This window comes from Gordonia tangerina (assembly GCF_021556435.1).
Lineage (GTDB): Bacteria > Actinomycetota > Actinomycetes > Mycobacteriales > Mycobacteriaceae > Gordonia > Gordonia tangerina.
This window is the reverse complement of the sequence record NZ_JAKGCU010000008.1, coordinates 86004-105560: the sequence shown is the minus strand read 5'-3', so window position 1 is coordinate 105560 and position 19557 is coordinate 86004. Positions and strand designations below refer to the sequence as shown.

16 protein-coding genes and 1 pseudogene are annotated in these 19557 nt (G+C 66.9%); 9 read left to right on the top strand and 8 right to left on the bottom strand.

Features of this window, described 5'->3' with window-relative positions; all coding sequences use genetic code 11:
• Nucleotide 1 precedes the first annotated feature (1 nt).
• Together eccD and mycP are read left to right on the top strand one after the other, a co-directional pair.
• Nucleotides 2-1540 carry a type VII secretion integral membrane protein EccD gene (gene eccD, locus L1892_RS11300; protein ID WP_372475001.1) on the top strand — a complete coding sequence of 513 codons (1539 nt, stop codon included), beginning with the start codon at nucleotides 2-4 and terminating at the stop codon, nucleotides 1538-1540.
• Between the two features lie 73 nt (nucleotides 1541-1613).
• Nucleotides 1614-2978, top strand: a complete 1365-nt coding sequence (gene mycP / locus L1892_RS11295) for a type VII secretion-associated serine protease mycosin (RefSeq protein ID WP_235723754.1) — start codon at nucleotides 1614-1616, stop codon at nucleotides 2976-2978.
• 27 nt (nucleotides 2979-3005) lie between these two features.
• Here mycP and L1892_RS11290 read toward each other — a convergent pair whose 3' ends face one another.
• On the bottom strand, nucleotides 3006-3959 hold the full coding sequence (locus L1892_RS11290) for a 4-hydroxy-3-methylbut-2-enyl diphosphate reductase (RefSeq protein WP_235723682.1): 954 nt from the start codon (nucleotides 3957-3959) through the stop codon (nucleotides 3006-3008).
• A 98-nt stretch (nucleotides 3960-4057) separates the two neighbouring features.
• Here L1892_RS11290 and L1892_RS11285 point away from each other — a divergent pair, with 98 nt between their 5' ends.
• From L1892_RS11285 to L1892_RS11275, 3 genes are read left to right on the top strand one after another with little or no spacing between them, the layout of a single operon-like run.
• Entirely contained in the window at nucleotides 4058-4837 is a 780-nt protein-coding gene (locus tag L1892_RS11285) for a lipid droplet-associated protein (RefSeq protein ID WP_235723681.1), read from the top strand.
• 13 nt (nucleotides 4838-4850) lie between these two features.
• Nucleotides 4851-6113 carry an exodeoxyribonuclease VII large subunit gene (gene xseA / locus L1892_RS11280; RefSeq protein ID WP_235723680.1) on the top strand — a complete coding sequence of 421 codons (1263 nt, stop codon included), beginning with the start codon at nucleotides 4851-4853 and terminating at the stop codon, nucleotides 6111-6113.
• A 7-nt stretch (nucleotides 6114-6120) separates the two neighbouring features.
• Nucleotides 6121-6363, top strand: a complete 243-nt coding sequence (locus L1892_RS11275) for an exodeoxyribonuclease VII small subunit (protein WP_235723679.1) — start codon at nucleotides 6121-6123, stop codon at nucleotides 6361-6363.
• A gap of 9 nt (nucleotides 6364-6372) precedes the next feature.
• Here the strand turns inward: L1892_RS11275 and L1892_RS11270 are convergent, their stop codons facing one another.
• Nucleotides 6373-6933, bottom strand: coding sequence for a DUF4245 domain-containing protein (locus L1892_RS11270; RefSeq protein WP_235723678.1), 561 nt, complete (start codon nucleotides 6931-6933; stop codon nucleotides 6373-6375).
• 113 nt (nucleotides 6934-7046) lie between these two features.
• Between L1892_RS11270 and glpX the strand changes: the two genes are divergently transcribed.
• Together glpX and L1892_RS11260 are read left to right on the top strand one after the other, a co-directional pair.
• Nucleotides 7047-8039: a class II fructose-bisphosphatase gene (glpX, locus tag L1892_RS11265; RefSeq protein WP_235723677.1), complete on the top strand. Its 993-nt coding sequence runs from the start codon at nucleotides 7047-7049 to the stop codon at nucleotides 8037-8039.
• Nucleotides 8040-8165: 126 nt separating this feature from the next.
• Nucleotides 8166-9851, top strand: coding sequence for a fumarate hydratase (locus L1892_RS11260; RefSeq protein WP_235723676.1), 1686 nt, complete (start codon nucleotides 8166-8168; stop codon nucleotides 9849-9851).
• A 55-nt stretch (nucleotides 9852-9906) separates the two neighbouring features.
• Here L1892_RS11260 and L1892_RS25025 read toward each other — a convergent pair.
• Nucleotides 9907-10866: pseudogene (locus L1892_RS25025) on the bottom strand (hypothetical protein).
• Between the two features lie 214 nt (nucleotides 10867-11080).
• Between L1892_RS25025 and L1892_RS11250 the strand changes: the two are divergent.
• Both L1892_RS11250 and L1892_RS11245 read left to right on the top strand, forming a co-directional pair.
• Nucleotides 11081-12481 carry a class II fumarate hydratase gene (locus L1892_RS11250; RefSeq protein WP_235723675.1) on the top strand — a complete coding sequence of 467 codons (1401 nt, stop codon included), beginning with the start codon at nucleotides 11081-11083 and terminating at the stop codon, nucleotides 12479-12481.
• Entirely contained in the window at nucleotides 12478-13146 is a 669-nt protein-coding gene (locus tag L1892_RS11245; RefSeq protein ID WP_235723674.1) for a PIG-L deacetylase family protein, read from the top strand. The genes L1892_RS11250 and L1892_RS11245 overlap by 4 nt, the downstream gene beginning before the upstream one ends.
• 88 nt (nucleotides 13147-13234) lie before the next feature.
• Here L1892_RS11245 and L1892_RS11240 read toward each other — a convergent pair whose 3' ends face one another.
• The 5 genes from L1892_RS11240 to L1892_RS11220 all read right to left on the bottom strand — a co-directional run bounded on the left by L1892_RS11240 (nucleotide 13235) and on the right by L1892_RS11220 (nucleotide 19506).
• Nucleotides 13235-14218 carry a L,D-transpeptidase family protein gene (locus L1892_RS11240; protein WP_235723673.1) on the bottom strand — a complete coding sequence of 328 codons (984 nt, stop codon included), beginning with the start codon at nucleotides 14216-14218 and terminating at the stop codon, nucleotides 13235-13237.
• Between the two features lie 215 nt (nucleotides 14219-14433).
• Nucleotides 14434-15732 (bottom strand): RNA 5'-3' helicase PhoH2, encoded by a 1299-nt coding sequence (gene phoH2 / locus L1892_RS11235; RefSeq protein ID WP_235723672.1) that lies wholly within the window; start codon nucleotides 15730-15732, stop codon nucleotides 14434-14436.
• A gap of 265 nt (nucleotides 15733-15997) precedes the next feature.
• Nucleotides 15998-16882, bottom strand: coding sequence for an acyl-ACP desaturase (locus L1892_RS11230; RefSeq protein ID WP_235723671.1), 885 nt, complete (start codon nucleotides 16880-16882; stop codon nucleotides 15998-16000).
• A gap of 87 nt (nucleotides 16883-16969) precedes the next feature.
• The gene (gene glyA, locus L1892_RS11225) at nucleotides 16970-18247 is read right to left on the bottom strand and encodes a serine hydroxymethyltransferase (RefSeq protein WP_235723753.1); all 1278 of its coding nucleotides are present in this window, start codon (nucleotides 18245-18247) and stop codon (nucleotides 16970-16972) included.
• Between the two features lie 26 nt (nucleotides 18248-18273).
• The gene (locus L1892_RS11220; RefSeq protein WP_235723670.1) at nucleotides 18274-19506 is read right to left on the bottom strand and encodes a DUF885 domain-containing protein; all 1233 of its coding nucleotides are present in this window, start codon (nucleotides 19504-19506) and stop codon (nucleotides 18274-18276) included.
• Nucleotides 19507-19557 lie beyond the last annotated feature (51 nt).

Here is a 19557-nt window from a genome sequence, read left to right as displayed (position 1 = left end):
GATGTCGACTCTGGATGCGCACACGAGGATGTCGCACGCGCCGAGCTTCGGGCCGACCGGAGGCGGACGCACCGATTCAGGTATAGAACCGGAACTGGTCCGGGTGTCGATCCTGGGCGGCAATACACAGCTGGATGTGGCTTTACCTGCGGCGATGCCAATCGCGGGACTCATCCCCGACCTCATCGCACAGATAGAGTCACGCAATCCGGCACGTCGGGATCCCGACGACCCGGACGGCGGGGACGACCGCCCGCATGACCGTCAGCAGCGCTGGACGCTGGCCCTGGTCGGACAGGAACCGATCGCCCCGAACCGCTGTCTCTCAGAGTCCGGAGTGCGCGACGGTGACCTGCTGGTTCTGCGTTCAACCCGCACCGGCGAGGCGCCCGCGCTGTTCGACGACGTGGTCGACGCTGTCGCTCGTTTGAATGAATCTCGCTTCGCCAGTTGGTCGGCCACGTCCGCCCGGATCGCGGGCTACACCGTCGCCGTGCTCGCGGCGATCGCGGCGGCCGTCGCCCTCGGCGCCTACCGATCCACCAGCGGGGCGGTGTGGGTGGCCGCATTGAGCGCGCTGGCCGGCATCGGCCTGATCACCGCGGGCAGTATCGTCGCGCGCTATTACCGTGACGAACTCAGCGCCACAGTGCTTGTCGCCGCCGCAACGCCACTCGTGTTCGTCACCGGCATACTGGTGACGCCGGGCAGCTACGGCGCCGCACACCTGACCTTCGGCTGCGCGCTGACTCTGGTCGCCACCGTGATCTCGTATCGACTCACCGCAGTAGGCGCCGCTGTCCACAGCGCGGTCACCACCGCGACGTTGCTGACCGGGGCCGGCTGTACCGCCGCCCTACTCCTCGACGCCGAGATCAGCGATGTCGCTGCCGTTCTCGCCGCCGTCGGCTTGCTGCTGGTGGCGTTGGCGCCGCGGTTGACCATTGTGCTGGCCAAATTGCCATTGCCTCCGGTACCGACCGCGGGCGCGCCGATCGACGTTGAGGATGTCGAGCCGAAACCGGCGATCGAAGGTATCGGCGCGATCGGCGCGATGGCGCTGCCCAAGGCCGATGCCCTGGAGCGACGGTCGTTCGTGGCCAATGCCTACCTCACCGGGATCGTTGCCGGCACGTCGCTGGTCACGGCGGTGTCGGCCTTCCTCGCGGCCGCCCCCCTGTCCGGATTCGCGCCGAAATCGGCCGCCTACGCGGCGATCGTCGCGGTGGTCCTGTGCCTGCGGGGACGCTCACACAGCGATCTGGCGCAGGCCGCCTTTCTGATCGGCTCGGGGGCACTCGCGCTCCTCGGACTGACCACCGGTCTGGCATTCGGCGCGGGCGGCTGGCCCATCACCGCCTTCGTGGTCGCGATGGGCATCATGGTCGCGGCGCTTGTGCTCGGTGTGGTGGCACCGAATCAGGAGTTCTCACCGGTCATGCGGCGCGCCGCGGAGATCGCCGAATATCTACTGGTCGCGATCATTGTGCCGCTGCTGCTGTGGATTCTCGATCTGTACCGGATCGTCCGGGAGATCTGACGTGCGCAGCAGCGCGCATTTCAGGACCTTCGGAGGCCGGGTTCGACAGCGGCACGTGGCGGTCGCCGCAGCGATGATCTCGACCGTCGTACTCACTCTCACGCTGTCGGGTGCACCCGCTGGCGCGATCACACCACCGACGGTGAACTCCTCAGCCCTCGTGCGTTCGGCCCCGGTTGCGCCACCGGAGCCGACCGAACAGCGCACGCTGTGCGCCAAACCGTTGGTAACGGGCAGCCACGACATCTCCAAACCAACTGCGGCACAGAAGATGATGAACCTTCCCGAGGCGTGGCGCTTCAGCCGGGGCAAGGGCCAGAAGGTGGCGGTGATCGACACCGGCGTCACACCTCATCCGCGCTTGGGCCGGGTTGCCGGCGGCGGTGACTACGTGTCGTCGGGCACCGGCCTGGCCGACTGCGACGCGCACGGCACCCTCGTGGCCGGGATCATCGCCGCACGGCCGAGCAGCCGCGACGCCTTCGCGGGGGTCGCCCCCGAGTCGTCACTCATCTCGATCCGACAGTCCAGCGGTGCCTACTCGGCCAAAGACCGCCGCAGCGCCGACGACACGGACCCCACGGTCGGCTCGGGCTACGGATCGGTGCGCACCCTGGCAAACGCGGTGGTCCGCGCCGTCGACCTCGGGGCCACGGTGATCAACATCTCCGAGGTCGCATGCGCACCCGCCGGCGACCGGCTCAACGACGCATCCCTGGGCGCCGCGGTGAAATACGCCTACGACCGCGACGTGGTGGTGGTCGTGGCGGCAGGCAACCTGTCGCAGAACTCCGGCTGCCAGCAGCAGAACGCGGAACCGACACCAGGTGGCACCGGCTGGGGATCGGTGAGCACCGTCGCCAGTCCGGCCTGGTTCACCCCGTATGTGCTCGCGGTCGGATCGGTGGACGCAGGCACCGGAGCCCCCAGTGGCTTCAGCCTGCACGGACCGTGGGTGGCGGTGGCCGCACCCGGCACCGACATCGTCAGCCTCGACAGCACGCGCGGCTCCTCGAAACTGGTCGATGCACAACAGGGTCGCGACGGGCCGGTTCCCATCGGCGGAACGAGCTTCGCCACGCCCTATGTGGCCGGCACCGTGGCGTTGGTCCGCTCGCGCTATCCCGAGCTCAGCGCGAAGGAGGTCATGGCACGCATTGTGCGAACCGCTCATGGACCGGGGACCGGCCACGACACCGCGATCGGCTACGGGGTCCTCGACCCCGTAGCGGCGCTGACGAATCAGATTCCCCGCGACACGCCGGACGCGGCCCAGCCGAGGGCCATCGCCGCCCCCACACCGGAGGCACCCCCGGATCACACCGCGCGCAACGTGGCGATGATCGGAACCGGGGTGTGTGCCGCACTGATCGCCGCGGTGCTGGCGATCGCGCTACCCCATCGCCGTGTCACACGTCTCGATCCCGACGAGTTCTGACCGACACGCCGAGCGTTGCCGCGGGCCCTATCGCGCGGTGCGCGCGGGGCGCAACTCACGTGGCAGCGCAAAGGTGACCGTCTCGTTGGCGGTGGTGACCGACTCCACGGAGTCGAAACCGTGCTCGGCCAACAGGTCGATCACGCCACGCACCAGCACCTCCGGCACCGACGCGCCCGATGTAATCCCGACCGTGTCCACACCGTCGAGCCAGTCGAGGTCGATGTCGCGGGCGTAGTCGACGAGATGTGCGGCGCTCGCGCCTGCCTGCAACGCCACCTCGACCAGACGGACCGAGTTCGACGAGTTCTTCGAGCCGACGACGATCACCAGGTCGCAGCGCGGCGCCATCGCCTTGACCGCTACCTGCCGGTTCTGCGTGGCATAGCAGATGTCGTCGCTGGGCGGGTCGTTGAGCAGCGGGAACTTCTCACGCAGCCGGTTGACCGTCTCCATCGTCTCGTCGACCGACAGCGTGGTCTGCGACAGCCAAACGATCTTCGACTCGTCGCGCACCGTCACGTTGTCGACACTGTCGGGGCCGTCCACGAGCTGCACGTGTTGCGGCGCCTCTCCCGCGGTGCCCTCCACCTCTTCATGACCCTCGTGCCCGATGAGCAGTATGTCGTAATCGTCGCGGGCGAACCGCTTGGCCTCCTGGTGGACCTTGGTCACCAGCGGACAGGTGGCGTCGATCGTTTTCAGGCTGCGTTCGGCGGCGGTGCGGTGCACCTCCGGGGACACGCCGTGCGCGGAGAACACCACAAGCGCCCCTTCGGGCACCTCGTCGGTCTCGCCGACGAAGATCGCGCCGCGCTCGCTGAGGGTCTCCACCACGTGCCGGTTGTGCACGATCTCCTTGCGCACGTACACCGGCGCACCGTGCTTGTCGAGCGCTCGCTCGACGGTCTCCACGGCACGGTCCACCCCGGCGCAGTAGCCGCGCGGTTCGGCCAGCAGGACACGTTTGCGTTCAGACATGCCTCCCAGGGTACGGGGTCGGTCCGGGTCGGTTCGGTCCCCGACGCCGCCGACTGGCGCCGGTGGACCCGTACCACCGGGAATGGCAGAGTATGGGCATGGTTCGCGCACCCTATCCGGCCCGCATCGCCGCCGGACTCGTCGTCACCGCGATCGAGGAGACCCGCAAACTGCCCACACTGGTTGTCACATTGCCCATGACGGCGGTGAGCCAGACCGTGCAGGTCGGCATGCGGATGCAACAGAACATCGCCGAACTCGCGATCAAGGGCGACCTCGCCCTGGAGATGCTCTTCGACCGTCCGGTCGAGGAGCCCGAGTGGGCGCGCTTCGACGAGGACGACGACGCACAGGCGGATGCCGAGGCCGCTCGCACCCCGATCGAGAGTGCCGCCCCACCGAAGAAGAAACCGGAACCCAGGAAGGCTGCGACGAAGACGACCGCGACCAAGAAGACCGCGGCGGAGAAGACTGCGGCGAAGAAGACTGCGGCCACTAAGTCGGCACCACAGCCCGCGGAGAAGTCGGTGACCGCGGCGGCGACCGACGCCGAGCAGACCGCCGGCCCCGACGCGTCCGCCGGTCGTTTCGCGCTCTACAGTGCCCCGCCGGAAGATCTGGTCGGTCGCGACGGCGACGGGACGTCGGATGGCGCAGTCGAGATGACCGGCGCCGGCGAGGTGCCCGAGATCGTCGAGTACATCGAGTACGACAACCTCACCCTGGCACAACTGCGTGCCAAACTGCGCGGGGTCGGCGTCGACGAACTCGAGGCCCTGGTCGCCTACGAACGGGCCACCAAGTCCCGGGCGCCGTTCGTCACCATGATCGACAACCGGATCGCCGCACAGAACAGCAAGCGGCAGCCGTCGACGTGACGCCCGCCGACTTGTGACCGACGCGAATTCGGCCGAGAACCCGTGGCCGGTCCGGACCGTCAACACGAAAATCGCCGACTGGATTCACCGCCTCGGTCAGATCTGGGTCGAGGGCCAAATCACCCAGATCAACCGGCGTCCGGGCACCCGGGTCGCCTTCCTGACGCTGCGTGACCCCGCGGCAGACATCTCGATCTCGGTGACCTGCAGCCCAGACCTCTTGTACCGCACCGAAGTTCCCCTGACCGAGGGCAGTCGGGTCGTCATGCTGGGACGGCCGACATACTTCACCGGTCGCGGAACCGTCTCCCTGCGTGTCACCGACATCCGGCCAGTGGGGATCGGTGAACTCCTGCTCCGGATCGAACGTCTACGCCAGCTGCTGACCGCGGAAGGACTGTTCGATGCGCGGCTCAAGCGCCCACTGCCGTTCCTGCCGCGGTCGATCGGATTGATCAGCGGTCGGTCCAGCGCAGCGCAACGTGACGTGATGACGGTGGCCGCCGATCGGTGGGATGCTGTCCGATTCGTGGTACGCGACGCGCCGGTCCAGGGGCCGACGGCCGTTCCGCGAATACTGACACACCTCAGCGAGCTCGACGCCGAACCGGACGTGGAGGTCATCATCATCGCCCGCGGCGGCGGCAGCGTGGAGGATCTGCTGCCGTTCTCCGATGAGGCACTGTTGCGGGCGGTGGCCGCCTGCCGGACACCGGTGATCAGCGCCATCGGTCACGAACCCGACACCCCGCTGCTCGATCTGGTCGCCGACCTGCGCGCGGCGACGCCGACGGATGCGGCCAAGCGGGTGGTGCCCGATGTCGGCGCCGAACTCGAGGGCATCGACGAGCTGCGTCGGCGCAGCGCACACGCACTGCGCAACTGGGTGCGCCGCGAACAGCACGTGGTCGACGGATTGCGCGCCCGTCCGGTCCTGGCGCGGCCACTGACCATGCTCGACGCGCACGCGGAGACCATCGATCGGATGCGTCGTGACCTCCGCCGCGACATCCGCCGGCACATCGATGCCGAGGATCGCCGCCGTGATCATCTTTCCGCACGATTGGCCACCCTGGGTCCGGCACAGACGCTGGCCCGCGGGTATGCGCTGGTCCAGCGCACCGACGTCTCGCCCGCGCATGTCGTCGGGTCGGTCGCCGAGATGCCGGCCGGTGCACAACTACGCATCCGGGTCTCCGACGGGTCGGCCGCCGCGCAGGTGGCCGCCGCCCAAGCGCCACGGCAGGCGGAGTCGACGAACGCGAAGAAGGGATGACGAACACATGAGTCCGCAGAGTTCAGATACGCCCGATGACCAGACGCCGGTCTCGGAGCTGGGTTACGAGGCAGCCCGTGACGAGCTCGCCGAAGTCGTCGCGGCACTCGAACACGGCGGGCTCGACCTCGATGCGTCGTTGGCGCTCTGGGAGCGCGGGGAGGCGTTGGCGAAGCGATGTGAGGAGCATCTGGCCGGTGCTCGCGAACGGATCGAGGTCGCACTCAGCGAGGGCGAACCCGAGGACTGATCCCCTGCGTCAGCTCGTCGGCAACGGTTGCTTGGCCAGTACTTCGCGGGCGAGTTCGGACATGTCCTCGTCGGGCCCACGCGACAGCACGGCGATGCGAACGTCACCGAGGTCGGTGATCCAGAACTTCTTGTCCCCGTTGGCATAGGTCACCCACTCGCGACCGCCTTCGGTGCGGGTACCCGTACCGAGCGCCTCTCCGTCGCCGAGGAACACCACCAGATCGTCCTCGGCGGCGTTCGTCTGGCTCAGCTGCACGTAGGCACCCACATCTGAGATCCAGCCGACGTTGCTCACCGTCGTCCCGCCCACCGGAAGGGTCGAACCGGAGTTCGGCTTCCAACCGTCGGGGGTGTCGGGCAGACGGATCGGGAACGGCAGATCACGCGCGTCGGCCTGCAGTGCGTTCGACACATCGAACTCAGGTGTCTGGTCGTCGGAGGCCTGACCCGTCAACCCCACCGAGCAGTTCCCGGACGCGACCGCCACGATCGCGCAGATGATCAGCAGCGGGATCAAGGACCAGATCATGTCCTTGCTGCTGTGCAGGATACGGGGTTTGTCGGCCATGACGGCCAGTAAACCAGGCGGGGTGGCTGCTCAAACGCCGGGTGTGACATGCAAGGATGAGGACAATCGCTTTGTTGTCGAAGTGTCACCGCCGCCACGCCGAGGAGTCCGACATGTCCCCTTCCCCCCAGGCCCCCGACCGTAACCTCGCGATGGAATTGGTGCGGGTCACCGAAGCCGCCGCGCTCGCGGCCGGCCGGTGGGTGGGCCGCGGTGAGAAGAAGAAGGGCGACGGGGCGGCCGTCGACGCGATGCGCGAACTTCTCTCGACCGTTTCGATGCGCGGTGTCGTCGTGATCGGCGAGGGCGAGAAGGACGAGGCGCCGATGCTGTTCAACGGCGAGGAAGTCGGCAACGGTCAGGGCCCGGAATGCGACGTCGCGGTGGACCCGATCGATGGCACCACCCTGATGGCCGAGGGCCGACCGAACTCGATTGCCGTCATCGCGGTCAGCGAGCGCGGCACGATGTATGACCCATCTGCGGTGTTCTACATGGACAAGATCGCCGTCGGCCCGGAGGCCAAGGGCGCCATCAACATCGAAGAGTCCGTCGAGTGGAACATCAATTCGGTCGCCAAGGCCAAGGGCATCGACATCGCCGATTTGACCGTGGTGGTGCTCGACCGACCCCGCCACGCCGATCTGATCGGTGAGATCCGTCAGGCCGGCGCCAAGATCCGGCTGATCTCTGACGGCGACGTCGCCGGCGCGATCGCTGCAGCGGACAACTACAGCACCGTCGACATGCTGATGGGCGTCGGTGGCACCCCCGAGGGCATCATCACCGCCGTCGCGATGAAGTGCATGGGTGGCGAGATCCAAGGCAAGCTCTGGCCGCGTGACGACGCCGAGCGCCAGAAGGCCATCGACGCCGGCCACGATCTGGACCGCGTGCTCACCAACGACATCCTGGTCCGCGGCGAGAACTCCTTCTTCTGCGCGACCGGCGTCACCAACGGCGACATGCTGCGCGGCGTCACCTACCGCCCGAATGGTGCGACCACCCGCTCGCTGGTGATGCGCTCCAAGTCGGGCACCATTCGCCGCATCGAAGCCGTGCATCAGGTCACCAAGCTCCGCGAGTACGCGCGCCTGGACGTGTAGGTCCGGTGCAGCCGGAGCTGCACCGCGGGCCCCGTCGCCGGCCGCGGCCTCGGGCACCTGTGACTCAGAACACCGTCGACACGGCAGCCGATCACCGCCGCTGACCGGCCACGATACGATTCGCGGGTGAGTACAGCCCCCACTCCTGAGTTCCGCTACAGCGACCTGCTGCCCACGGGCGCCGACGACACGCCCTATCGATTGATCACCACCGAAGGTGTGTCGACGATCGAGGTGGACGGTCAACGCTTCCTGAAGGTGACACCCGAGACCATCACGAAGCTGACCGCCGAGGCGATGCACGACATCAGCCACTACCTGCGGCCGGCGCACCTCGCACAGCTGCGCAAGATCATCGACGACCCGGAGGCGTCGGGCAACGATCGCTTCGTCGCGCTCGACCTGCTCAAGAACGTCAACATCTCCGCCGGAGGTGTCCTACCGATGTGCCAGGACACCGGTACCGCGATCGTCATGGGCAAGAAGTCAGAGGGTGTGCTGACCGGCGCCGACGACGCCGAGGCCATCTCCCGTGGTGTCTTCGACGCCTACACGAAGCTCAACCTGCGGTACTCGCAGCTGGCGCCGCTGACGACCTACGACGAGAAGAACACCGGCACCAATCTTCCTGCGCAGGTGGAGATCTACGCCACCGAACAGGGGCCGAAGGGACCGGAGTACAAGTTCCTGTTCATGGCCAAGGGCGGCGGGTCGGCCAACAAGTCGTTCCTGTTCCAGGAGACCAAGGCCATCCTCAATCCCAAGCGAATGCTGGAGTTCCTCGACGAGAAGATCCGGTCGCTGGGCACCGCCGCCTGCCCGCCGTATCACCTGGCGGTGGTGATCGGCGGGACGTCGGCCGAATTCGCCTTGAAGACAGCGAAATACGCGTCGGCCCACTATCTCGATGCGTTGCCGACGGAAGGCTCTATGTCGGCGCACGGGTTCCGTGACACCGAGTTGGAAGACGAGGTCTTCAAGCTCACCCAGTCCTTCGGGATCGGCGCCCAATTCGGCGGCAAGTACTTCTGCCACGACGTCCGGGTGGTCCGCCTGCCGCGCCACGGCGCTTCCTGTCCGGTGGCCATCGCGGTCTCGTGTTCGGCCGACCGGCAGGCGCTCGGCAAGATCACCGCCGACGGTGTGTTCCTCGAGCAACTCGAGACCGACCCCGCCAAGTACATGCCCGCCGTCGGCGTCACCGAGGACATCGAGGGCGGCGAGGCGGTCGAGATCGATCTCAACCGCCCGATGCCCGAGATCCTGGCCGAACTGTCCAAGCACCCGGTCAAGACCCGGCTGTCGCTGACGGGCCCGCTCGTGGTCGCCCGCGACATCGCGCACGCCAAGATCAAAGAACGCCTCGACGCCGGCGAACCGATGCCCGACTACCTGCGCGATCATCCCGTCTACTACGCCGGCCCCGCGAAGACCCCGGAGGGGATGGCGTCGGGTTCGTTCGGTCCTACCACTGCCGGCCGCATGGACTCCTACGTGGAGCAGTTCCAGGCCGCCGGCGGCTCGATGGTGATGCTTGCCAAGGGGAATCGGTCCAAGCAGGTCACCCAGGCCTGCGGTTCGCACGGCGGGTTCTACCTGGGCTCGATCGGCGGCCCGGCCGCCCGCCTGGCACTCGACTGCATCAAGAGCCAGGAGGTCATCGAGTACCCCGAGCTCGGTATGGAAGCCGTGTGGAAGATCGAGGTGGAGAACTTCCCCGCGTTCATCGTCGTCGACGACAAGGGCAACGACTTCTTCACCGATCCGGGTGGCGCGGTCACCGTGCCGCTGGGGGTTCGCGTCCGGTCGTGAGGACAGTGCCGTAGATCGGTGTCGACATGTGGCCTCAAAGTACGGCGATATCGATCTACGACGCAGTCGGGCACGACGTACATGGAGTCACCGCGCCATCCCACCCACGGGCACGCAATACCTGTCCGATCTGGCGAGCCGTCTGACAAGGGCGGTCGAACACCTGCCCCCAACCGACGCGAAGCGTCTGGCGTTGAGCATCGACGGCGGCATCAAGGTCCCGCTGCAGGTCGAGATCTCGGTTTGCGTGAGTCGTCATGGGCCGCACGACCATCGAGTTCGATCACCAACCCCCACTCCACATAGTCGACATCGCGGAACCCACGGCGACCGACTGTGGTCGCAGCCTGTCGCGCCGGCTCGGGCAGTCCATGCCTGCGTTCGACAGCCACCAGATATCCATGCTCGAGGACCGAGCACGTCCCGTTGGCCACATCGTCGAGAACGCCCGCCACAAACTCTCGACGGCGCATCCGTGGCCGACCCCAATCGCGCCTATCAGACGGTCCGCAGTCGTCTTCCGGGAGTTGACGGCGTCCGCCAGACATGCGATGACGTCAGTCTCCGACCGCGCTTCAGCGGCGACGTCGAGGACCGCCTGCTCCACTCGCATGCGCGGAGGATGCGTTTCCCACATCACCTTTGCTTCGAGTTGAGTCCCGTAGTGGACGACGACGCCGGGACGCCGTGTCACCCGACGTGAGCGATCCACGACGATGTGGATAGGACCGGAGTCGGGTGTGCCGTCGGAATTCAGTGCCGAGCGGTGGCTCAGCGCAGCAGGGTGAGCGTCGAGGACTGCACACCAGGCTCGCTGGCGCCACGTCAGCGGCCCGGTGTGGTTGACGTAGACGCCCGGATACACCCGAGCCCATTCCCGACAACGCACTTTGCGACGGATGAACGCTCCGGTGTACCCGCGCGCCGTCACCTGGTGCCGCGCGACAACGCCGTCTTGCTCGACAAGCAAGTCGTCGAGTTGCGACAGGGCGGGAGCGCAGGTCGGATCAATCACCCCCGAAGTCTGAGCGACTCACCCGCCGATATCCCCGTCCGCAGCGCCGCTGTGCATAACGTCCGTCGGCATCCCCAATCCGCCGACTGTTGCGCCGTACTTTTGTGTCAACTGACGACCCGAAAGTACGGCAGATCTCACAACACCATCCATGGCCCGGACGTATGGGGTGAGTACCGTGGTTATCACCGCCGATGAAGCTGGAGGAACACGAATGACCGAACAGCAGTACCGCATCGAGCACGACACGATGGGCGAGGTCAAGGTCCCGATCGATGCGCTCTGGCGCGCACAGACCCAGCGGGCAGTGGAGAACTTCCCGATCAGCCATCGACCGTTGGAGCGCACCCAGATTCGCGCGATGGGCTTGCTCAAGGCGGCGTGCGCCCAGGTGAACAAGGATCTCGGACTGCTGGACGCGGCACAGGCCGACGCGATCATCGCGGCTGCCAAGGAGATCGCCGACGGAGCGCACGACGACCAGTTCCCCATCGACGTGTTCCAGACCGGATCGGGCACCAGCTCCAACATGAACTCCAACGAGGTCATCGCCTCGATCGCCAAGGCCAACGGTGTCGAGGTGCATCCGAATGACCACGTGAACATGTCGCAGTCGTCGAACGACACCTTCCCCACGGCAACCCACGTCGCGGCAACCGAAGCCGTTGTCACCGACCTCGTCCCGGCACTCGATCATCTTCGCCTGGCCCTGCTCGACAAGTCCACACAGTGGCGCGAGGTGGTCAAGAGCGGCCGGACGCACCTGATGGATGCGGTACCAGTGACCCTCGGCCAGGAGTTCGGCGGTTACGCGCGCCAGGTGGAGGCCGGCATCGAGCGGGTCACCGCGACCCTGCCACGTGTCGGTGAACTGCCCATCGGCGGCACCGCCGTCGGCACCGGGCTCAACGCCCCGGAGGCCTTCGGCACCAAGGTCGTCACCGAACTGCGCCGGCTGACCGACGTCGACGCCCTCTCGCTGGCCACCGACAACTTCGAGGCGCAGGCAGCGCGCGACGGCCTCGTCGAACTGTCCGGAGCGCTGAAGACCGTCGCCGTCTCCCTCACCAAGATCGCCAACGACGTCCGCTGGATGGGATCGGGCCCGCTCACCGGACTCGGTGAGATCCTGCTCCCCGACCTGCAGCCCGGAAGCTCCATCATGCCCGGCAAGGTCAATCCTGTTCTCCCCGAGGCGGTCACCCAGGTGGCCGCACAGGTGATCGGCAACGATGCCGCGGTGACCTGGGGTGGCGGCAACGGCGCCTTCGAGTTGAACGTCTACATCCCGATGATGGCCCGCAACGTACTCGAGTCGCTGAAGTTGCTGGCCAACGTGTCTCGCCTGTTCGCCGACCGCTGCATCAGCGGACTGGTGGCCAACGAGGAGCGGTTGCGCACCCTCGCGGAGAGTTCGCCGTCCATCGTGACCCCGCTCAACAGTGCGATCGGGTACGAGGAGGCGGCCGCAGTTGCCAAACAGGCACTCAAGGAGGGCAAGACGATTCGCCAGACCGTGGTCGACCGCGGCCTGATCGGCGACAAGCTGTCGGAAGCAGAACTCGACGCACGCCTCGACGTGCTGAAGATGGCCAACCTCGATCGCGAACGGTGAGCACTGTCGTGGAGCAATTCCCCGAGAACTGGCAGACCGCACTCGTGCTGGTCGCCCATCCCGATGACCCCGAGTATGGGATGGCCGCGGCCGTCGCACGATGGACCGCGTCAGGCAAACGCGTCATCTACGCACTGGCGTCGAGCGGCGAGGCAGGCATCGAGGGCATGGACCCGGCCACGGCCGGGCCCGTCCGGGAAAACGAGCAGCGCACTTCCGCCGCCATCGTCGGGGTCGACGAGGTGGAGTTTTGGGGCTTCCCCGACAGCGAGATCCGCAATACCGCCGAACTCCGCGACCGTGTGCGCGACACCATCTGTCGCGTGCATCCCGACGTGGTCCTGTCGCTCTACGGCGGACCCGAGTGGGCTCCGGGGATGCCCAATCAGCGCGATCACATGGAGTTTTCCGCCGCCGTGCTCGATGCCTACGACAGCCTCGACGTCGAGCGGCCGCGGTGGCTCTTCGAAAACGGCCCCGCCGCCACGCACAGGGTCGACGTGGCCGATCAGATCGATCTCGCGGTGCGGTCACTGGCCGCACACGAGCAGTACCTCTCGGTGCTCGACCCCGACACCCCGGTGATCGAGCAGGCCCGCCGGCAGATCGACATGGTCACCGGTGGTGAATTCTGCGGCTTCGAACTCAAGCGTTCGCGACCCTGACCGAACCGGGACGTTGGTGGCGCTCTGAGTGCGCCCAGCGAAACGGGGACCGGCCGATCGCCGATCCCCGCCTCTGGTGTGCGGAGGCTCAGCCGCCCGCGGTGGTCTGCGACAGCGACGGCAGCAAGCTGACGAGCTGATTGAGCAATTGGGTCAGGGAATCCGCGCCGGACATCGCCGACGTGCTCGGCGACGACGACTCCGGCACCGCCGACTGGGGTGTCGACGATTCGGGAGCCGACGATTCGGGCGTCTGAGGGTCGGATGCCCCCGATCCCGACGACGCAGATCCCGACGGTCCGGCCTGATTCACCCCGATCGCGATCTTCGGATGCTTGGCCGGATCGAGCCAGGTCAACACCTTGCGCATCAGATCCTTGTCGATGGCGATGCACCCCATGGTCGGCTGGTTGTTGGTCACGTGCAGGAACATCGCCGACGCCTTACCCGGAATCCGCTGCGGGTTGTGCGCGATGTTGACCGCATAGTCGTACACCGGCCCGGAGTCGTAGAGGTTCTCACTGTCGCCGCCGGGACTCTGCACCTGTCGCACCATCGTGTTGTAGGTGGGCGACTTCATGTTCGAGTCCCACCAGTCCTGCCGATCGACCTGCTTGTAGGGCATCTTCGTGCCCGGGTTCGGCAGTCGACCGAAGGCCTGGTCCAGGTCGAAGGTGCCCTCTGGTGTGCGATAGACGTTGTCCTCGGGTTCACCTATCCCGAGCGATCCGAGGAAGGCCTTCGTGGGGCCGATGACCGGTTTCCACGCGTCGTCGGTGCCACGTTCGAAGGCGGTCAGGGTCGCCGTGGTGTCACTGGCCTCCGGCGCGGTGACGACGATCATCTGACTGCTGTCGACCTCGGAACTCCCGGTGCCCCCGAGCCCGAGGTTGCCGGCGAGGGTGTTCAATACCTCGTCGAGCATCGGGATACCGGTCTCGGGAATCGGCGATCCCGACGGCGCGGCCGGCGTCGTCGACGGTGTCGTTGTTGCGGGTGCGGCGAGTGCGCTACCGGCACCTCCGGCAACGGCGGCGACGACCGCGATCACCAGAAGTCCCAGAAACCTCATTCGTCTCATCAGTAACTTCAGCACCACACCAGTGTGCCAGCGAGTGCGAGCTTGTGAGTCTCGTGCCGGTCACGGTGCGATTGTGATCGGATCACTGCTGAACCCGATCGTTCGTGGACGCGGTATAGACGCCAACCGCGCACCCACCACGTTCACGCGCATGTCGGAGCATGCGCGTGAACGCGACGAGTGCGCGGTTGGCGAAAGGGGCCCGGCTATGCGCCGGGGGCGAACTCCTCGAGCATGTCGGTCACCAAGGCCGCGATCGGCGAGCGCTCACTGCGAGTCAGTGTGACGTGCGCGAACAGCGGGTGGCCCTTCAGTTTCTCGATGACCGCCGCGACGCCGTCGTGGCGGCCGACCCGAAGGTTGTCGCGTTGGGCGACATCGTGCGTGAGCACCACGCGCGAGCCGGCTCCGAGCCGTGAGAGCACAGTCAGCAGCACGTTGCGTTCCAGCGATTGCGCCTCGTCGACGATCACGAAGGAGTCGTGCAACGAACGGCCGCGGATGTGGGTGAGCGGAAGCACCTCGAGCATGCCGCGGCTCAACACCTCCTCGATCACCTCGGGCGATGCGAGACCTTCGAGGGTGTCGAAGACAGCCTGCGCCCAGGGCCCCATCTTCTCCGCCTCACCGCCGGGCAGGTATCCCAACTGTTGGCCGCCGACCGCGTACAAGGGCCGGAAGACGACCACCTTTCGCTGGGTACGGCGTTCCAGAACTGCCTCGAGTCCAGCGCACAGCGCCAGCGCCGATTTGCCGGTGCCCGCCTTGCCGCCGAGCGACACGATCCCGACGCTGTCGTCGAGCAGGAGGTCGAGGGCCACACGCTGTTCTGCCGACCGGCCATGTAGACCAAAGGCCTCACGGTCGCCGCGGACAAGCTGCACCCGCTTGTCCGCATTGACCCGACCGAGCGCGCTGGACGAATGGCCGAGCAGCCGAATACCGGTGTGGCATGGCAACTCTCGCGCTTCGTCGATGTCCACGACGCCCTCGGCGAACAGGGTGTCGATACTCGTGCTCTCGACGTCCAACTCGGTCATCCCGGACCATCCGGACACCACCACGTCCTGTGCGTGGTACTCGTCGGCGGCAAGACCGACGGCGCCGGCCTTGACGCGCAGCGGGGTGTCCTTGGAAACCAGCGTGACGTCACTGCCTTCGGCGCGAAGATTCAACGCGCAGGCGAGGATTCGGGAGTCGTTGGTCTCGGTTCGGAAACCTGCCGGGAGCACCGCCGGATCGGTGTGGTTGAGCTCCACCTGCAGCGTGCCGCCCTCGTCACCGATCGGGAGCGGAATGTCGAGGCGGCCGTGCTCGAGTCGGAGGTCGTCGAGCAACCGGAGTGCCTCGCGAGCGAACCAGCCGAGTTCATGGTGGTGACGTTTGCCCTCGAGTTCGCCGATGACGACCAGCGGCAAGACCACATGGTGTTCGGCGAAACGCGTGACCGCCCAGGGATCGGAGAGCAGGACGGAGGTGTCGAGGACGTAGGTGCGTGTGGTCACGTAGGGCTCCTACGTTTGTGCGGGCCCCGCACAAACCAGTTGCGACGACCGGCGGGTTCTTGCCCGCCTTGGCTGGTCAGCCAAGGTGGACGAGGACCGGGGCCGGCCCTCTCGCGTTGCTGGTGCAAACCACGAATCGAACCTCCCGGACGAACCGCTTCCCCGCGGTCCGTCACTGGCCAACGTACGCCGAAACACCCCTGCCCGGCGCGGCGGACAGGGGTGTGTCGGCGTGAATTATGCGTTAACGCACGTTGCCTGGCGGCTACGTCGCGCTGGTTACACCGGCGCGATCCAGAACGCGACGTCGAGCCTCTTCTGCCTCGCCGTCGAGGCCTGCGACCGACGCGAGCTTGCATGCGTCGACGATGGCGGCTGCGACGCGAGTGCGGCTCTCGGCATCCTCGTAACCGGCGATGAGTGCGCGCTCGGCGTCGAAGTCGGCGATGTCGGAGCCGATGGGCTCGGTCTCCAACCGGGCCAGCGCCTGGTCGACGGCGACCACCGTGGCGGCCGGATCGGCGACGAGTCCGGCGTTGAGGAAGGCGCCGAACGTGGCGGCCTGCACGGCGTCGTCGGCAGCGATCTTGTCGAGAATCTGTCCGAACACGTCGTCGGTGACCGCAGCACGGAGCTTCTCGATGTAGCCCACGCATTGGTTCTCATGCACCGCCATCAGCGCGAGCACGTCGAGCGGTCCCAGATTCTCGATCGATTCGGGACGCTGACGGTAGCCGGCGGTCACGTGTATGCGGCGTCGCTCCTCGGCATCGACCGGGTCGATGGCGCGGGTAACGACAAGGAAGTCGCGCAGCACGATGGCGTGCCGGTTGTCCTCGGCGGTCCACACGCCCACCAACTGACGCCAGTCGGAGAACGCCGGGAAGTGCATGGCCAGCACCCGGTGGTAGGACGGCAGGTTGTCCTTGGTCAGCAGCAGTGCCAGGACACCCGCGCGGGCCTCGTCGGAGATCGTCGACTGCGTCGAATCCCAGTCCTCACCACCGAGGAAGGCGAAGTTGCGGCCCTGGTCCCACGGCACCCAGTCGTGCGGTTTCCAGGGACTGGCAGCCGCCTGATGGTCCTCGGCGATCTCCGGCAGCGCCTTGGAGAGCGCGATGATCAGCTCATCGGTGGTCAATGCATTCACCGGAGCAACAATAGAGAACCGCCCCGCAGTCTGGCCACCCTGGGTCCGGGGGCGCAGCGCCGTCGGCGCTGCGACGTCAGGTGGGATTCACCCGCGGCTCATCAGCCCCCAGTCCTCGAGTCCGTCGTAGAGCGGGAAGTCCAGCGCCAAGCGCGACACACGCCCACGCAGGGCGGAGACGTCGGCATCGGTACCGGCCGCCAGTGCGGTCGCGATGATGTCGGCGACCTCGGTGAACTCCGTGTCCCCGAAACCGCGGGTGGCCAGCGCCGGTGTCCCGATCCGCAGACCCGAAGTCACCATCGGCGGCCGCGGATCGAAGGGCACCGCGTTCCGGTTGACCGTGATGCCGACCTGGTGCAGCAGGTCTTCGGCCTGCTGACCGTCGAGCCGGCTGTTACGCAGATCCACCAGCACGAGGTGGACGTCGGTGCCCCCGGTGAGCACCGAGATGCCCGCGTCGGCAACGTCGGAGCCGGTGAGCCGGTCGGCCAGGATCTTCGCCCCCGAGAGCGTGCGCTGCTGCCGCTCGACGAATTCGTCGGTTCCGGCGATCTTGAGCGCGACGGCCTTGCCCGCGATGGCGTGCATCAGCGGCCCGCCCTGCTGCCCGGGGAACACCGCCGAGTTGAGCTTCTTGGCCCACTCCTGCTTGGCCAGGATGATGCCCGAGCGCGGCCCGCCGAGCGTCTTGTGCACGGTGGACGAGACGACGTCCGAGTACGGCACCGGCGACGGGTGCAGCCCGGCGGCGACGAGGCCGGCGAAGTGCGCCATGTCGGTCCACAGGTAGGCGCCGACCTCGTCGGCGATGGACCGGAACGCCTCGAAGTCCAGCGTGCGCGGATATGCCGACCAGCCGGCGCAGATCACTTTCGGCTTGCCCGCGAGCGCGATCTTGCGGACCTCATCCATGTCGATGCGGAAGTCCTCTTTGCTGACGCCATAGGACTCGATCTCGTAGAGCTTGCCCGAGAAGTTCAGCCGCATGCCGTGGGTGAGATGCCCGCCGTGTGCCAGGTCGAGACCGAGCATCTTCTCGCCCGGGGTCATCAGCGCCATCAGTACGGCGGCGTTGGCCTGTGCACCCGAGTGTGGCTGGACGTTGGCGAAGTCGGCGCCGAACAGCTCTTTGGCCCGGTCGCGAGCGATGTCCTCGACGACGTCGACGTACTCGCAGCCACCGTAGTAACGACGCCCCGGGTACCCCTCGGCGTACTTGTTGGTGAGCACGCTGCCCTGGGCCTGGAGCACCGCGCGCGGCACGAAATTCTCGGACGCGATCATCTCGAGGGTGTCCCGCTGCCGGCTCAACTCGCCGTTCATCGCCGCAGCCACATCCGGGTCGAGTTCGGCCAGGGACATCGAATTCAGGCTCATGGCAGACAAGTCTATTGTCCCGGCCTCGGGTCCTGGAGTTCGGCTCTCAGCAATGCCGGGGTGAGCGGTTCGTCGAGCAGGCGACCGAAGCGTTCCAACCGCTGCGTTTCGGGTGCGGCATCGAGCCACTCACCCAGCAGGCGGTACCCCTCGACATAGGTAGAGATGTAGGCGCGCCACAGCGGGGAGGTCAGGAATCTCAGCATCTGACGCGCTCGCTCGGGCGGCGCGAGCAGCCATTGCTGCAGGAACTCGGCGACAGTGTCCTGATCTGCCCGACGGTCGTGCAGCAACAGCGCAGCGTCCTGACGGACCCCCAGCAAGCCCGCCGACGCGCGCGCCATCCGCACAGCACGGGCACCGTCGAACCGCAGTCCGAGATCGGCGTAGATCTCCTGCGCCCACTGACCCCAGTCCGGGCCGATCGCCGCGTGCAGGGCGTGGTCGGCGAGGCCCTCGGCCATCAGGCACTGCGGGGTGTTGACCACGAACAGGGTCTGCTCCTGCTGCCCACCGCCCACCAGGATCTCCTCTTTGCGGCAGTGCTCGGTGTGATGTCCGGGGTACGCCTCATGCGCGATGAGGTGCGGCAACGTCGACATGTACTGCGTGAGGTCGACGTTGATGGCGACCCGCGACCGGTAATCGCCGAGATAGTAATTGAACCCCGACCACGGCTTGTCGGTGACGACCTCGAACTCGACGATCTCGCTATCCGGTAAGGGATGAGTGGACCGCACCCGTTCGCGCAGCGCACCGGCAAAGGCGCGCACGCACTCGTCGACACGGTCCGGCGGGATCTCGTCGGATCGCTTGTAGGCCGCATAGGCCTCAGCCAGCGCTACCCCCGACGCACCCGGAACACCGAGTTCGGCGGCCATCGCCGCGTGGGCATCTCGGTATGCCTGCTGATCGCCGAGGTCGATGTCCACGTCGAAGTAGGCACGCACCTCGTCGACGAAGGCGATCTCCTCACCTGCGAACTTGCGCGCCGAGCATTCCAGCGCCGCGAGGTGCGCACGCAGGAATTCCACTCGCGCGGGGCCAAGCTCGGCGGGCAGCTCTGACGAAAGTCCGCGCGCCCGATCGGCTAGTACGGCCGGGTCGGGCGCGGCACCGGCGGCCACCTCGGCCCGCAGCACCGGGTCGCCGGTGTAGGCGTCCACAAAACCCTCTTCCAGCCTGTCGAAGGCCAGCCCCAAGCGCAGGTAGTCCGTGATCGGTGCGGACGCGGCAGTTGTCATGACCGGAGGCTACCGGTGGTGCGCGATTCCGTCCGCCCTAAGCTGTAGGAC